The organism is Noviherbaspirillum aridicola, from assembly GCF_019656455.1.
Lineage (GTDB): Bacteria > Pseudomonadota > Gammaproteobacteria > Burkholderiales > Burkholderiaceae_D > Noviherbaspirillum > Noviherbaspirillum aridicola.
This window is the reverse complement of the sequence record NZ_BPMK01000009.1, coordinates 144,642-158,913: the sequence shown is the minus strand read 5'-3', so window position 1 is coordinate 158,913 and position 14,272 is coordinate 144,642. Positions and strand designations below refer to the sequence as shown.

Genomic DNA, 14,272 nt, shown 5'->3' with positions numbered 1-14,272 from the left:
AAGTAAGCGGGCATTATGTCCGAACGAATAATCGAGGGCAATCTTGTTGCTCTTCGTGCACAGGCACGTATCGGGACCGCGTCTCATGCCGCGCGCGAACCAATCGCTTCGCGCCTGCCTCCAACCTGCATCCCGCCGCTGCGCGGAACACATTGAAAGTGGTCATGAACGAGAATCTGCGCAGTGTGCTGCGCTACCTGCAGGAAAACAGCCTGAAGCTGGTCACCGCGGAGTCCTGCACGGCCGGCCTGATCGCATCGACGCTCGCCGAGACGCCGGGCTCGGCGAGCTGGCTCGAGTGTTCGTTCGTCACCTATTCGCCCGAGGCGAAGATGAGCTGCCTCGGCGTCAGGCGCGAGACCATCGACCGTTTCAACCTGACCAGCGAAGAGGTCGCGCGCGAGATGGCCGAGGGAGCCCTGCGCCTGTCGCGCGCCAACGTCGCGATCGCCGACACCGGCCTGGCCGGCCCCGGCGGCGAGGGCGACATCCCGGCCGGCACCGTCTGCTTCGCCTGGTCTTTCCAGAAAGGAGAGCGGGTGGCCACTTATTCGGAGACGCGGCGCTTCTCCGGCGAACGCAACGAGGTCAGGCAGTCCGCGACCGAATACGCGATCAGCCGGATCTGGCATTACCACAATACCTTCATCGCGCAGCCGGCCTGAAACCAACTTTCCCCTGACAGGAGTCCGCACATGGCAAATCCCGTTATCCGTGCTTATGACACGCTGGAAGCCGCGCAGGCCGCGCGCCAGGCCCTGCTCGACGGCGGCTTCGACCCGGACGGCATCGAAGTGCGCGTGATGCAGACCGAGTCCGGCCCGGTGAAGAACAATTTTCTGCTGGACGAGAAGGACACTGGCACCGGTCCCAAGGATGAATTCGGTCTTGAGGAAAGGACCGATGCCTACGGCAACGGCTCGCCCGAATGGGGCGCCAATGTGCTGCTCACCGTCGCAGCCGGCGACGACGGCCAGGCGCGGCGGGCGGACGAGATCATGAGCGGATTCGGCGCCGTCGATCCACAGACGCGATCCGACGCGGCGCGACCGGGAAGGCCGGCCGCGGGCCGCTACTGATATTCGATTTTAGTGAAGTAATTCTCCTTTCAACTTCGCTTTTTCGATTGTTCGCGCGCGGTTAGTATCGGGGCTCCGCTTTATGTCTGGAGCCCCTATGAAACGCGTCATCCTGTTTGTCGCCACCAACCTCGCCATCATGGTGGTGCTGGCCATCTCGGCCAGTCTGCTCGGCGTCAACAAATACCTCACGGCCAACGGCCTGAACCTCGGCACGCTGCTGCTGTTCTCAGGCCTGATGGGTTTCGGCGGCGCCTTCATCTCGCTGTTCCTCTCCAAGCCGATCGCCAAGTGGTCGACCGGCGCGCGCGTGATCGAAAACCCGGCCAACGAAACCGAGCGCTGGCTGGTCAACACCGTCGCCGGCCAGGCCCAGCGCGCGGGCATCGGCATGCCGGAAGTGGCGGTCTACGACGGCGAGCCGAACGCCTTCGCCACCGGCGCGACGAAGAACAGCGCGCTGGTCGCGGTCTCGACCGGCCTGCTGCAGTCGATGACCAGGGAAGAAGTGGAAGCGGTGCTGGCGCATGAAGTCGCCCACATCGCCAACGGCGACATGGTGACGCTGACCCTGATCCAGGGCGTGGTGAATACCTTCGTGACCTTCCTGGCGCGCGTGATCGGCTACGCGGTGGACCAGTTCCTGCGTCGCAACGATGAACAATCCAGCGGCCCGGGCATCGCTTACACTGTCACGGTGATCGTCTGCGACATCCTGTTCGGCATCCTGGCGAGCGTCATCGTCATGTACTTCTCGCGCCAGCGCGAATACCGTGCCGACCGTGGCGCCGCCAATATCCTCGGCACGCCGCGCCCGATGATCGCCGCCCTGCGCCGTCTCGGCGGCGTGGCAGCCGGCGATCTGCCCAAGAGCATGGCCGCGCACGGAATTTCCGGCGGCGTCGCCGGCCTGTTCTCCAGCCACCCGTCGATCGAAGAGCGCATCGCGCGCCTGCAGCAGGCATGATCAGGCCGTCTTCATCCAGCCCGGACACGGTACCGTCCCCGCCGCGGGACGGTACTCGCATCCCACCTGGCCGGCACCGGCGGTCAATCGAGCCATGTCTCACTCATGCGCGATCGGCAGCTCGACATGGAAGCTCGAGCCTTCGCCGTAGACGCTCTCGAAATCGATGCGCCCGCCGTGCTCCTCGACGATGCGCTTGCAGATGTTGAGACCGAGGCCGGTCCCGCCGCGCCGGCGCGAGTCGCCGGAGTCTGCCTGCGAGAATTTCTCGAAAATGCGGTCCCGGAATTCATCCGGCATGCCTTCGCCGCGATCGATCACCGACATCCGCACCCGCTGGCCGTTGACCTGCGTGATCAACCGCACTTCGGCGCCGGCCGGCGAAAACTTGATGGCGTTCGACAGCAGGTTGATCAGCACCTGCATCAGGCGGTCGCGGTCGGCGCGCACCCGCAGTCCGGCCGGCACCGGCACGGTCTTGATCTCCACCCGGTACTGCGCCGAATAGCCTTGCATCGATGCCACCGCCTGCTCGACGATGGCATCGAGCGGTTGCATGCGCAGATCGAATTCCATCTTGCCCGACTCGATGCGCTCGATGTCGAGCAGGTCGTTGATCATCCTGACCAGCCGCTCGCAGCTGTTGCCGGCGATGCCCACGAGTTTCCTTGCCGCCTCCGGCAGCTCGCCCGCCATCCCTTCCGACAGCAGCGACAGCGAGCCCCGGATCGAGGTCAGCGGCGTGCGCAGTTCATGCGATACGGTCGCCACGAACTCGTCCTTGAGCTTCGCCATGCGCTGCAGGTCGGCATTGGCGCGCGCGAGCTGCTGCTGGCTTTCGGCCAGCGCCCGGAATGCCGCGTCGCGTTCCCGCTGATTGAGGTAGGCGGTGGAGTGCGCCCGCACCCGGGCCAGCAATTCGATGCGGTCGGGCCACTTGACGAGGTAGTCCCTCGCGCCCATGCCGAAGCCTTGCGCCTTGAGCTGCGGGTCTTCCTTGCTCGACAGGACGATCACCGGCACCTGCCGCAGTTCGGGATGGGTGCGGAACTGGCCGAGCAGCGCAAAGCCGTCGACCTGCGGCATGACCAGGTCCTGCAGGATGACGGTGGGGCGCCAGGAAAGCGCGCTGGCGACGGCCTGCCGGGGGTCAGGCTGGTAGCAGTAGTCGATGTCCGCCTCGCCGGCGAGCATGCGCCGCAGCGCCTCGGCGATGATGAACTGGTCGTCGACCAGCATGACCCGTATGCGGTCGGCATCCGCAGGCTGTGCGGCGGCTTGCGTATCGGACTGCGGCGAGGAAAAGGACATGGGCGGGTCGGGGAGAGGAGATACGTAAGTGTAGCGACAAAGTTTCCCGCCGTCGAAGACGCCCGATTCCGGCAGGTGCAGGCAAGCCATTCATGCGCCGAATATCGGGATATCGCTGTTCTAAATTGGCCTCGGCCCGCGGCTTGCCAGATGATGTGGATACCGCCACCGCGGTATGCCATGAAAGGAAGCATCATGAACAACAACAGTGAACTCACCGCATTCGACGCCTCCCGCGCACGGCGCGCGGCATCGATGAAAATCTCGCTCGCCGTCGCGCTGTTTTTCTCGCTCGCCTGGGCGCTGTTGCAGTGGTCGCTGCTCGCTGGCGAGCAGTTCGCCGATGCCGGCATCGCGCGCGCATTCGCGCGGGCCGAAGCCGCGGTCTGCGCCGCCGCTGCCATCGCCGCCATCCTGCACTTCGCATTCAATGCCGTGGCCGCCGTCGTCGAAGCGCGCCGTCACCACGCGGTGTCCCGTCCCGCCTCGCGTCTGCCCATCCTCGGCTGATGCCGCGTCCGGCCCGCGTGAAGCGGCGCCGGACTTGATAGTAAAATCCCTTCCATTACAGGCTGGGCATCGAATACAGGCTCGATGACGGTTTGCCAACCCATCGAATTGTATGAGAGAAACCGCCACGGCCTTGTCCGAACTGCGCAGCGCCACGCGCGCGCTCCATGAACAACTCGAAGCATCGCTGCCGGTAGCCGACGCCAACGCCGGACGCGAGGAATTCCTGCACTATCTGCAGGACATGTGGGGATGGCTGTCGGGTTTCGAGGCGCAGCTCTGGCAGGCCGAATGGCCGTCCGGGATGAATGCTGCCGCGCGCGACGGCAAGCTCGCATGGATCGAAACCGATCTGCGCGCCGCCGGCATGGCGGGCGCGGCGCTGGCATCGCTGCCGCAGGCCGGCTACCGGCCCGCGCTCGACACGCCGGCGGCACGTTTCGGCGTGGCCTACGTGATCGAGGGCGCGCAGCTCGGCGGACGGGTTCTCGGGCGCACGCTCGCGCCCGCGCTCGGCGACTGGACGCCGCGCTGGCTGCAGGGCTATGGCGAAGAACAGGCCCGTTACTGGCAGGCTTTCATCCGGTGCGCGGAAAGCGCGCTGGTCACGCAGGAGGCCCGACGCGAAGCCGCCGCCGCCGCCGCGCAGGCATTCTCCTCGCTGGCGGCATGGTTCGCGCAGCGGCAACGCATGCGCGCGGGGAACGAAGTTCGGCGTGTACCCGACGCCGCATAGGGACATCGATACTGCACATGGCGACAGAAGTAGACATCAGCGCTTGCGCGAACGAGCCTATCCGCATCCCGGGCAGCATACAGCCGCACGGCTTTCTGCTCGCGCTCGACGACAGGGGCGTCGTGGTCCAGGCCAGCGACAACCTCGCGGCGCATACCGGCCGCGACTGCCGCGAGGTGCTTGGCGGAGGCCTGGCCGCTTCGCTCGGCGACGAGGCGGCGCGCCGGGTGGCGGCCGAACTGGCGCGCGAAACCCCGGGTCAGCGGCCGTCCTATCTCGGCTCGGTCACCATCGGCAGCGGTTTCTACGACCTGCTCGTGCATGCGGCCGACGGCCTGACCATGCTCGAGTTCGAAAGCGTCTCGCGCAGCAAAGCGGCCGATTTCCGGCATCTCTATCCGCTGATCGGCAACTTCCTGTCCGCCCTGCACGACACCGACACGATCGTCGAGATGAGCCGGCTGGCGGCGCGGGAAGTCAAGCGGGTGTCCGGCTACGGCCGGGTGCTGGTGTACCGCTTCGACGACGATGGCCATGGGCATGTGATCGCGGAAGAGCTCGACTCCGGCTACCACTCCTACCTGCACCAGCGCTTTCCCGCCTCGGACATCCCGGCGCAGGCGCGCGAGCTGTATCTGTCGAGCCGCATCCGGATGATCCCCGACGCCGGCTACACGCCGTCGCGCCTGGTCCCGGAAAACAATCCGCTCACGGGTCTGCCGACCGATCTCGCGCAGTCCTCGCTGCGCAGCGTCTCGCCGGTGCACCTGCAGTACATGCGCAACATGGGCACCCATGCCTCGATGTCGGTATCGCTGGTGGTGAAGGGCCGCCTGTGGGGGCTGATCTCCTGCCATAACGCCGAGCCGCGCTTCATTCCGTTCGAGGCGCGCGCGTCCTGCGAGCAGCTCGGCCAGATTCTCGCGCTGCGCATCGAGTCGCGCGAGGACAGCGACGAATACCATCACCGGCTGGAACTGCGCCGCATCCTCGTCTCGATGCTGTCCGGGCTGACCCAGGGCCCCGACTTTGTCGGCAACATGAGCGGCGTGGCGCCGCAGCTGCTGCAGTTTGCCAGCGCCAGCGGCGCCGCGATCCTGTTCGAGAACCGCGTCACCCGCTTCGGCGACACGCCGGAAGAAGACGAGATCCGCGCGCTCGCCGCATGGCTCGGCGCCAATTCCCACGCCGACCTGTTCCACACGAATGCCCTGTCCAGCGTCTATCCCGACGGCGCCAGGCTGCAGCGCAACGCGAGCGGCGTGCTGGCCCTGCCGATCTCGCGCATCCACAATCACTACCTGATGTGGTTCCGCCCCGAGCAGCTGCACACCATCGAGTGGGCGGGCAACCCGCACGAGAAGCACGCGGCCGGTCCCGCCCGCATGCTCACCCCGCGCACCAGCTTCGACACCTGGCGCGAAACCGTGCACGGCACCAGCATGCCGTGGCGCGGCAGCGAGCTCGAACTGGCGCTCGAATTCCGCACCTCGCTGCTGGGCATCGTGCTCGAGCGCGCCGAGCAGATGGCGGAACTGGCCGAGGAGCTCGGACGCGCGAACAAGGAGCTGGAAGCGTTCTCGTACTCCGTCTCGCACGATCTGCGGGCGCCGCTGCGCCATATCGTCGGCTTCAGCGACCTGCTGCTGGAGTTCGAGAGCGGCGACCCCTCTGAACGCAGGGTGCGCTTCCTGCGCAACATCAAGGATTCGGCGCGCTTCGCCGGCAAGCTGGTGGACGACCTGCTCAGCTTTTCGCAGATGGGGCGCGCGTCACTCCGGCCCTCGCGGATCGACATGGGCGACCTGGTGCAGGCTTGCCGCGAGAAGCTGGCAATGGATATCGGCGAGCGCCGAATCGACTGGGAAATCGGCGAGCTGCCCGTCGTCCAGGCCGACCCGAGCTTCCTGCAGCTGGCGGTCTACAATCTGCTGTCGAATGCGGTGAAGTACACCGCGCCCCGCGAGCGCGCGCACATCAGCGTGACGGCGGAGCAGAACGAGTCGGAGTTTGTTTTTCATGTGCGCGACAACGGCGTCGGTTTCAACCGCGAGTATGCGCACAAGCTGTTTGCAGTGTTCCAGCGCCTGCACCGGATGGAGGATTTTCAGGGCACCGGTATAGGCCTGGCGAATGTGCGGCGCATCGTCGAACGTCACGGCGGCCGGGTCTGGGCCGATGGCGTGCCGGACGGAGGCGCCGTTTTCTCCTTCTCGTTGCCCAGGCAACTTTCGGTTGGACAGGGGGTAGCGTGCTGAAACCCATACTGCTGGTGGAAGACAATCCCAATGATCTCGAGCTGACGCTGATCGCGCTGGAAAAAAGCCATCTCGCCAACGAGGTGGTGGTGGTGCGCGACGGCGCCGAGGCGCTCGAGTATCTGGAATGCCGCGGCGCCTTCATCGGCCGCGTCTCCGGCAATCCCGCGGTGATCCTGCTCGATCTGAAGCTGCCGAAGGTGGACGGCCTGGAAGTCCTGCGCCACATCCGCCAGTCGGAGACCCTCAAGAGCACGCCGGTGGTCATGCTCACCTCCTCGCGCGAGGAGCAGGACGTGGTGCGCAGCTACGCGCTGGGCGTCAACGCGTACGTGGTCAAGCCGGTGGAGTTCAAGGAATTCGTGCGCGCGATCGCCGACCTCGGCGTGTTCTGGGCGGTGCTCAACGAGCCGCCACCGGGTTCCGTGCGCGCGATGCGAAGGACTTAGCGCCTGGCCAGGAGCTGGCGGATCTTCTGCGACAGGGCTTCGGCGGTGTACGGCTTGGGCAGCAGGTTGAGCCCGGGGTCGATGCGCCCGCCGTGCGCGATCACGCCCTCCGAATAGCCGGAGGTGAACAGCACCTGCAAGCCCGGCAGCATGCGGCGCGCCTGTTCGACGAATTCCACGCTCGACAGGGGCCCGGGCATCATCACGTCGGTGAAAACCAGGTCGACGCGCGTCCCGTCCTGCAGCAGGCGAAGCGCGGCAGTCGCATCGGCGGCCTGGCAGGTCCGGTAACCGAGGTTGTTGAGCAGGGCCACGGTCGTCGCACGCACGTCGTGTTCGTCTTCCACCACCAGGATGGTCTCCGCGCCGCCCGTCACCGCGGCGGTGGGTTCGGGTGGTGGCGCCGCGGCGGCTCCGTCGCAGCGCGGCAGGAAGATCTTCACCGTCGTGCCGCGTCCGGGCTCGCTTTCCAGCGCGATGTGGCCGTCGCTCTGCTTGACGAAACCGTAAGCCATGCTCAGCCCCAGTCCTGTGCCCTGTCCCGCCGGCTTGGTGGTGAAGAAGGGTTCGAAGGCGCGCTCGAGGACATCGGCCGGCATGCCGGTGCCGGTATCGGAGACCGAGATCAGCACATGGTCGCCATTGCCGCGCGGCGGGCGCTCGCTGCCGGGAATGCCGCTGCCCACGTTGCACGCCCGGATCGTCAGCCTGCCTTCGCTGTCCATCGCGTCGCGCGCGTTGAGCGCGAGATTGAGGATGACGTTCTCCAGCTGGCTGGGATCGACGCAGATCGTCCACAGTCCCTCGTCCAGCACGGTCTCCACGCGCGTCATGTCGCCCAGCGCACGACGCAGCAGGTCCGACATGTCACGCAGCAGGCGTGCGGGATCGATCACCACCGACTGCAGGGGCTGGCGCCTGGCGAAGGCAAGCAGATGCGCGGCAAGCTTGGCGCCGCGGTCGACGCCGACGGCCGCGGCGGCGATGCGGCTCTGCGCCGCCTCGTTCCCGCGCGTCATCAGGCGCAGCAGTTCCAGGTTGCCGCTGATGACCTGCAGCACGTTGTTGAAATCGTGGGCGACGCCGCCGGTCAGCTGTCCGATGGCTTCCATCTTCTGCGCCTGGTGCAGCGCTGCCTGGCTCTGCGCCAGTTCTTCGGTGCGCTTGAGCAGCTCCTGCTGGCTGCGGCGCAGGGACAGGAAGGCATCGTCGCGCTGCTTGCGCGCCAGGTTGGCGCTGGCGTGGTAGAGCACGCGCGCCACCAGTTCGCGCTTGTCCGGCCATTTCACCAGGTAGTCGTTGGCGCCCTCGGCGAAAGCCCGCACCTTCACGTCCGGGCTGTCTTCGGAAGAAAGCAGGACCACGGGAATGTCGCGGGTGGCGGGATCGGCGCGCAGCGCGGCCGTGACGCCGAAGCCGTCGAGCCCGGGCATGCGCAGATCGACGAGCACCACGCTCGGCTGCAGGACGATGGCGGTCGCCAGCGCCTTTGACGAATCGAGCAGGAAGTGAAGACGAAGGTCGGTCTTGTCGGCCAGCATCTGGCCGATCAGGTCTTCCGCCATCTGCTGATCGTCGATCAGCAATACGTTATAGGTGAGGGGCTCTGTCGTCATGTCTGCGGCTGCCCGCAATTCGTACGTGTGGGTCCTGCTGCGCGCATCCCGGGACGTGCCGGCGCGGCCGGCAGGAATTGTACTTCGGCTACGTCAGGACTGCTGACCGTCGGCGCCGTTGCGGCGCTTGCCCCGCACGTCGTTGAGCACGGCCTGCATCTGCGCGAACTTGACCGGCTTGGGGAAGACGCGATCGAAACCCGCCGCCAGCGCACGGTCGCAGGTCTCCTGATTGTCGTAGCCGGTCACGGCGATCAGCCAGGTATGGGCGAGCTGAGGATTGGCGCGCACTTCGCGCGCGACGTCGAAGCCGTTCTTTTCGCCCGGCATGCTGATGTCGCAGAAGATGATGTCGGGACGGGTGGCGTCTGCTTTTTCCAGTCCTGCGATCGCGTTCCATTCCACGTCGGCCTTGCAGCCGAGAACTTCCAGCAGATCGCTGAACAGGCGCGCGAGATCTCGATTGTCTTCGACGATGAGCGCGTTCAGGGGGGAGGTCGGGTCGGACATGGCAGTGTGGATATGCAACGATGCGTGCCGCAAGCATCGCCGTTTGATCGATGGAATGACGCTATTCTAACTGATCGTCCCTGTTGACCCTTGTCATACGTTAAAACGCCCGGAAGATGCGTGGAAGCATTCCGGGCGGCGTTCAGCGATAGGGCGGGCCGTAGTTGCGGCGGGCGATGACGCCGCCCGGCTTGCCGCGCAACCAGTAGGCAATGCGGGCAATGCCAAGCGACACCAGCGCCGTGACCGCGACTGCGACGGCGATGACGCCGGCCACTGCGATCAGCAGCACCAGCGCAAGCGCGCCGAGCGCAAACAGCGCCGCCACTTTCCAGCGCCACCACGGTCCGAGCATGGGCTGCGCGGCCGGTCCGGCGCGGCGGGCGCCCCCGGTTTTCGTCGTCGTCTCGTCGACGACTTCCCATTCGATCTTCTCGGTCATGGCTGCTTCCTTTCACATGCTGCAGGAGAGGGGCCATGCTAAGGCCCGTCTCCCTTAGAAAAAAGCGCAGAAAACCGGGTTTTGCCTTCGAAAAAACGGATCAGCCGTTTTCCAGCAGCGTCCGCAGTTTGTCCGCGCGCGACGCATGGCGCAGCTTGTTCATCGCCTTGGCTTCGATCTGGCGGATGCGCTCGCGCGTCACGTCGAACTGCTTGCCCACTTCTTCCAGCGTGAAATCGGTGGCCATGTCGACGCCGTAGCGCATGCGCAGGACCTTGGCTTCGCGCGGAGGCAGCGAGTCCAGCACTTCCCGGATGACTTCGCGCATGGACGAATGCATGGCCGCGTCGGCCGGCGCCACGGTGATTTCGTCGGCGATGAAATCGCCGAGCAGCGCATCGCCGTCGTCGCCCATCGGCACATCCATCGAGATCGGCTCCTTGGCGATCTTCATGATTTCGCGGATCTTCTTCTCCGGCATGTCCATCTTCGCGGCCAGCGTCGCGAGGTCGGGCTCGGAGCCGGTCTCCATCAGGATCTGGCGCGAGATGCGGTTCATCTTGTTGATGGACTCGATCATGTGCACCGGAACCCGGATCGTGCGGGCCTGATCGGCGATCGCGCGCGTGATGGCCTGCCGGATCCACCAGGTGGCGTAGGTCGAGAATTTATAGCCGCGACGGTATTCGAACTTGTCCACCGCCTTGAGCAGACCGATATTGCCTTCCTGGATCAGGTCGAGGAACTGCAGGCCGCGATTGACGTACTTCTTGGCGATCGAGATCACCAGGCGCAGGTTGGCCTCGGTCATTTCGCGCTTGGCCTGGCGTGCGCGCTTGTCGCCGGTGGCCATCTGCTTGTTGATGCTGCGCAGGTCCGACAGGGGCAGCGCCACGCGCTGTTCGAGATCGAGCAGCTTCTGCTGGTACTCGCGGATGGCGGGCGCGTTGCGGCGCAGGACCGGACCATAGGCCTTGCCGGCGTCGGCTTCGCGCTCGACCCAGTCGAGGTCGGTCTCGTGTCCCGGGAAGACCTCGATGAAGCGGGTGCGCGGCATGCCGCACTTGTCCACCGCGATGGCGAGGATCTGCCTTTCCACCTGGCGCATTTCTTCCACCTGGGCGCGCAGCGTGTCGGACAGGCGCTCGACGACCTTGGCGGTGAAGCGCATGCCGAGGAATTCCTGGGCGATCGCCGACTGTGCCTCGCGGTAGGCGGGCGTACCGTAGCCGCCGGCCGCGCGCGCCTCGCGCATGGTCTCGAAGTGCTTGCCGATGGACGCAAAGCGGGACAGCACCTGCTGGCGCAGTTCTTCCATCTGCTTTTCGGTCATGCCGCCCGAGGGCGTGACGGCACCGTCCTCGTCCTCGTCTTCCAGGTCTTCTTCCTGGTCGTCCTGGTCTTCGTCGTCGTCGCCGTCGTCGGCCGCCACCGCGACCGGCTCGGCCGTGTCCGCCAGGCCGTCGATGACGTCATCGACCTTGATCTCGTCGCGCTCGATGCGCGCGGCCATTTCCAGCAGTTCGGCGATCGTCGTCGGGCAGGCGGAGATGGCCTGCATCATGTCCTTCAGGCCGTCCTCGATGCGCTTGGCGATCTCGATCTCCTGCTGGCGCGTGAGCAGCGGCACCGAGGCCATTTCGCGCATGTACATGCGGACCGGGTCGGTGGTGCGGCCGAAATCGGAGTCGATCGCCGACAGGGCGGTCGCCACCGCGGCCTCGGCTTCGTCCTCGGAGGAGCCGGCGACCACGTTATCCGACAGCAGCAGCGTTTCCGCGTCGGGCGCCTGGTCGTAGATCTCGATGCCCATGTCGCGGAAGGTGCTGATGATGCCGTCGATCGCTTCCGGATCGACGATGTCTTCCGGCAGGTGATCGTTGATTTCCGCGTGGGTGAGATAGCCGCGTTCCTTGCCGAGGCTGACCAGGACCTTGACCTGGGCGCGCTGGGCTTCAAGGTCGCGCTCGCTGCGCGCGGCCGGTTCCTGGTCGCGCGAACGCGCGCGCGAAACGGCTTTCAGCTCCGCCCGTTCCACCGCGTTGAGCGCGGCCACTTCATCGTTCTCGCCCTGGAATTCCGACGGACGACGGCCGCGCCGCGCGGGCACCTTGGCGCCCGGCAGGGAATAGGAAGAGGTATCGATCTCGGCCAGCGCGGCCGGATCGGTGGTCTGCGTCACTTCCGACTGCGCACTCGCCGGCGCCGGCGCGGGTTCCGGCGACGCCGCCGGCTTGGCCGCGCGCACGCTCTTGCGCACCACCTTCGGCTTGTCGGCCGGCTCGGACGCCTTCGCGTCCTGCGCTTCCTGTGCCGCGGGGGCGGCCTCGGCGGCGGCATCCTGCAGCACCGCGCGGCGGCTGCGCTTGGTAACGACCGTTACCTTCGCCGCCATCTGCTGCTCGGCATCGGTGCTCTGTTCCACCACGCGCGCGTCGTCCTTCGGCGTTCCCATGCGGGAGGAGGCGGCGCCGGCGGGTTTTGCTGCGAGTGTCAAAGTCTTTGCTTGTTTAGTCATTGCGTGAATGTCTGGTACGAACATCAGGCCGAAGTCCGGCAAGCTGTGCCGGTGGCAGCGCAACGGGGCGCGCGACGGCGGACACGGGCTTGGCCTGACGGAGGCAAAAAATCAGAACGAACGAAGTGGGAGTTGAAGCTCGACGATTGGTTCGAAAAATGGCGGCCGCTGACGCAAACCGTTTTTTCCGACGGGAGCAAAAAACGCGAAGGCCGAATTATGTTTCATTGTGTCAAAGAAGTCTATCGCTACCGTCGGGTTTTCGACTGTGGCATGCGCCAAATAGTTGCGGCGGCGGCGCGCACCGTGCGGCAAGGGCGGCAACGCGATCGCCCTGTTGGTTTTTTGTGTCTGCTCAATCCGCTCGGTGCCGCATGTCACGGTCTGGTCATCCCCTGCTTTCTATAATTTCCGTTAAATGATGGAAGGCCGCCAGGGAGGATGAAATGGGCAGAACGCTGCATAACAGAATTCGACTCAGAAACCGCAACCCGCTGATCCGCATGCTCATGCGCGCGTTGCGCGTTCCCCGATAACCGCATTCCGCTTTCACCCGAAGCAGCCGTTCATTGGACTGCTTCCCCGGCCTTTTCCGCCGCGGCATAACCGCCGACGGCGCGTTTCCGGTAATTGGTGGCGAAGCGCCCGCAGTCAAGAGCCGTTCCGCCGCTTTTCGCGCCTGCGGCCCATGCGTTTTTCCGAATCGGCGTACGATGCCGTTTTTCTTGGCATTTGAAAAAGGAAAACCATGGCAGCCGCCCAAAAAACCTCGTTCCGCATTGCAGTCATTCCCGGCGACGGCATCGGCAAGGAAGTCATGCCGGAAGGCCTGCGCGTGCTTGAAGCCGCGGCCGAGCGCTTCTCGCTGACGCTCGAATACCAGACCATCGACTGGGCCAGCTGCGACTACTATGAACAGACCGGCAGCATGATGCCGGCAGACTGGCGCGAGCAGCTGGCGGGATGCGACGCGCTGTACTTCGGCGCGGTGGGATGGCCGGCGAAGGTGCCGGACCATGTTTCGCTGTGGGGCTCGCTGCTGAAATTCCGCCGCGAGTTCGATCAGTACATCAACCTGCGCCCGGTACGCCTGTTCGAGGGCGTGCCCTGCCCGCTGGCCAACCGCAAGCCGGGCGATATCGATTTCCTCGTCGTACGTGAAAATACCGAGGGCGAATACACGTCGCTCGGCGGCCGCATGTTCGAAGGCACGGAACGCGAAGTGGTGATACAGGAATCGGTGTTCTCGCGCATCGGTACCGACCGCGTCCTGCGCTATGCGTTCGAACTGGCCGCCGGCCGCGCGCGCAAGCATCTGACCGTCGCCACCAAGTCGAACGGCATCGCCGTCAGCATGCCGTACTGGGACGAGCGGGCCGAAGAAATGGCAAGGCATTATCCCGGCGTCGCCACCGACCGCCAGCACATCGACATCCTCACCGCGCGCTTCGTGCTGCAGCCGACCCGCTTCGACGTGGTGGTGGCCTCCAACCTGTTCGGCGACATCCTGTCCGACCTCGGCCCGGCCTGCGCCGGCACGATCGGCCTGGCGCCATCGGCCAATCTCGACCCGGAACGCCGCTTCCCTTCGCTGTTCGAGCCGGTGCACGGTTCGGCCCCGGACATCTACGGCAAGGGCATTGCCAATCCGGTGGCGATGATCTGGTCGGGCGCGCTGATGCTCGACTTCCTCGGGCGCGACCCGGCGCTGGCCGACGGCACGCCCTGGCTGCGGGCGCACGATCTGATTCTGCGCGCAATCGAAATCGTGCTCGCCGACGGTCCGCGCACGCCCGACCTCGGCGGCGACGCGAAGACCGAAGACGTCGGCCGGGCGATCGCCCGCCTGGTGCGCACGCTTGACATCGACTGAGGA

At 65.8% G+C, this 14,272-nt stretch carries 14 protein-coding genes; 9 read left to right on the top strand and 5 right to left on the bottom strand.

Annotated features, from left to right (window positions below; translation table 11 throughout):
• Positions 1-164: 164 nt before the first annotated feature.
• The 3 genes from NCCP691_RS11765 to htpX all read left to right on the top strand — a co-directional run bounded on the left by NCCP691_RS11765 (position 165) and on the right by htpX (position 2,046).
• A complete protein-coding gene (locus NCCP691_RS11765) occupies positions 165-665 on the top strand; it encodes a CinA family protein (protein ID WP_220808504.1) in 501 nt (166 codons plus the stop codon).
• Between the two features lie 30 nt (positions 666-695).
• Positions 696-1,079: a hypothetical protein gene (locus NCCP691_RS11760; protein ID WP_220808502.1), complete on the top strand. Its 384-nt coding sequence runs from the start codon at positions 696-698 to the stop codon at positions 1,077-1,079.
• A 97-nt stretch (positions 1,080-1,176) separates the two neighbouring features.
• Positions 1,177-2,046: a protease HtpX gene (gene htpX / locus NCCP691_RS11755; RefSeq protein ID WP_220808500.1), complete on the top strand. Its 870-nt coding sequence runs from the start codon at positions 1,177-1,179 to the stop codon at positions 2,044-2,046.
• Positions 2,047-2,145: 99 nt separating this feature from the next.
• On the opposite strand, the gene NCCP691_RS11750 is transcribed toward htpX, so the two are convergent.
• Positions 2,146-3,357, bottom strand: coding sequence for an ATP-binding response regulator (locus NCCP691_RS11750; RefSeq protein ID WP_220808498.1), 1,212 nt, complete (start codon positions 3,355-3,357; stop codon positions 2,146-2,148).
• A gap of 195 nt (positions 3,358-3,552) precedes the next feature.
• On the opposite strand from NCCP691_RS11750, the gene NCCP691_RS11745 reads away from it, so the two are divergent.
• From NCCP691_RS11745 to NCCP691_RS11730, 4 genes are all read left to right on the top strand, one after another.
• Positions 3,553-3,867: a hypothetical protein gene (locus NCCP691_RS11745; protein ID WP_220808496.1), complete on the top strand. Its 315-nt coding sequence runs from the start codon at positions 3,553-3,555 to the stop codon at positions 3,865-3,867.
• Positions 3,868-3,979: 112 nt separating this feature from the next.
• Positions 3,980-4,603, top strand: a complete 624-nt coding sequence (locus NCCP691_RS11740) for a biliverdin-producing heme oxygenase (RefSeq protein ID WP_220808494.1) — start codon at positions 3,980-3,982, stop codon at positions 4,601-4,603.
• A gap of 17 nt (positions 4,604-4,620) precedes the next feature.
• On the top strand, positions 4,621-6,861 hold the full coding sequence (locus NCCP691_RS11735) for an ATP-binding protein (RefSeq protein WP_220808492.1): 2,241 nt from the start codon (positions 4,621-4,623) through the stop codon (positions 6,859-6,861).
• A complete protein-coding gene (locus tag NCCP691_RS11730) occupies positions 6,855-7,310 on the top strand; it encodes a response regulator (protein WP_220808490.1) in 456 nt (151 codons plus the stop codon). Before NCCP691_RS11735 ends, NCCP691_RS11730 begins: the two co-directional genes overlap by 7 nt.
• Here the strand turns inward: NCCP691_RS11730 and NCCP691_RS11725 are convergent.
• The 4 genes from NCCP691_RS11725 to rpoD form a co-directional block, all read right to left on the bottom strand.
• Positions 7,307-8,926 (bottom strand): response regulator, encoded by a 1,620-nt coding sequence (locus NCCP691_RS11725; RefSeq protein WP_220808489.1) that lies wholly within the window; start codon positions 8,924-8,926, stop codon positions 7,307-7,309. The genes NCCP691_RS11730 and NCCP691_RS11725 overlap by 4 nt on opposite strands.
• A 93-nt stretch (positions 8,927-9,019) precedes the next feature.
• The gene (locus tag NCCP691_RS11720; protein WP_220808487.1) at positions 9,020-9,436 is read right to left on the bottom strand and encodes a response regulator; all 417 of its coding nucleotides are present in this window, start codon (positions 9,434-9,436) and stop codon (positions 9,020-9,022) included.
• A 142-nt stretch (positions 9,437-9,578) separates the two neighbouring features.
• On the bottom strand, positions 9,579-9,878 hold the full coding sequence (locus tag NCCP691_RS11715; protein ID WP_220808485.1) for a hypothetical protein: 300 nt from the start codon (positions 9,876-9,878) through the stop codon (positions 9,579-9,581).
• Positions 9,879-9,978: 100 nt separating this feature from the next.
• Positions 9,979-12,396, bottom strand: a complete 2,418-nt coding sequence (rpoD, locus tag NCCP691_RS11710) for an RNA polymerase sigma factor RpoD (RefSeq protein WP_220808483.1) — start codon at positions 12,394-12,396, stop codon at positions 9,979-9,981.
• A 132-nt stretch (positions 12,397-12,528) separates the two neighbouring features.
• On the opposite strand from rpoD, the gene NCCP691_RS11705 reads away from it, so the two are divergent.
• Together NCCP691_RS11705 and NCCP691_RS11700 are read left to right on the top strand one after the other, a co-directional pair.
• Positions 12,529-12,804, top strand: coding sequence for a hypothetical protein (locus NCCP691_RS11705; protein WP_220808480.1), 276 nt, complete (start codon positions 12,529-12,531; stop codon positions 12,802-12,804).
• A 340-nt stretch (positions 12,805-13,144) separates the two neighbouring features.
• Positions 13,145-14,269 carry a tartrate dehydrogenase gene (locus NCCP691_RS11700; RefSeq protein WP_220808478.1) on the top strand — a complete coding sequence of 375 codons (1,125 nt, stop codon included), beginning with the start codon at positions 13,145-13,147 and terminating at the stop codon, positions 14,267-14,269.
• The last annotated feature ends 3 nt before the right edge of the window (positions 14,270-14,272 follow it).

Coding starts and splice junctions, on each gene's coding strand:
- NCCP691_RS11765 (WP_220808504.1), top strand. CDS start 165: ATGAACGAGAATCTGCGCAGTGTGCTGCGCTACCTGCAGGAAAACAGC.
- NCCP691_RS11760 (WP_220808502.1), top strand. CDS start 696: ATGGCAAATCCCGTTATCCGTGCTTATGACACGCTGGAAGCCGCGCAG.
- htpX (WP_220808500.1), top strand. CDS start 1,177: ATGAAACGCGTCATCCTGTTTGTCGCCACCAACCTCGCCATCATGGTG.
- NCCP691_RS11750 (WP_220808498.1), bottom strand. CDS start 3,357: ATGTCCTTTTCCTCGCCGCAGTCCGATACGCAAGCCGCCGCACAGCCT.
- NCCP691_RS11745 (WP_220808496.1), top strand. CDS start 3,553: ATGAACAACAACAGTGAACTCACCGCATTCGACGCCTCCCGCGCACGG.
- NCCP691_RS11740 (WP_220808494.1), top strand. CDS start 3,980: ATGAGAGAAACCGCCACGGCCTTGTCCGAACTGCGCAGCGCCACGCGC.
- NCCP691_RS11735 (WP_220808492.1), top strand. CDS start 4,621: ATGGCGACAGAAGTAGACATCAGCGCTTGCGCGAACGAGCCTATCCGC.
- NCCP691_RS11725 (WP_220808489.1), bottom strand. CDS start 8,926: ATGACGACAGAGCCCCTCACCTATAACGTATTGCTGATCGACGATCAG.
- NCCP691_RS11720 (WP_220808487.1), bottom strand. CDS start 9,436: ATGTCCGACCCGACCTCCCCCCTGAACGCGCTCATCGTCGAAGACAAT.
- NCCP691_RS11715 (WP_220808485.1), bottom strand. CDS start 9,878: ATGACCGAGAAGATCGAATGGGAAGTCGTCGACGAGACGACGACGAAA.
- rpoD (WP_220808483.1), bottom strand. CDS start 12,396: ATGACTAAACAAGCAAAGACTTTGACACTCGCAGCAAAACCCGCCGGC.
- NCCP691_RS11700 (WP_220808478.1), top strand. CDS start 13,145: ATGGCAGCCGCCCAAAAAACCTCGTTCCGCATTGCAGTCATTCCCGGC.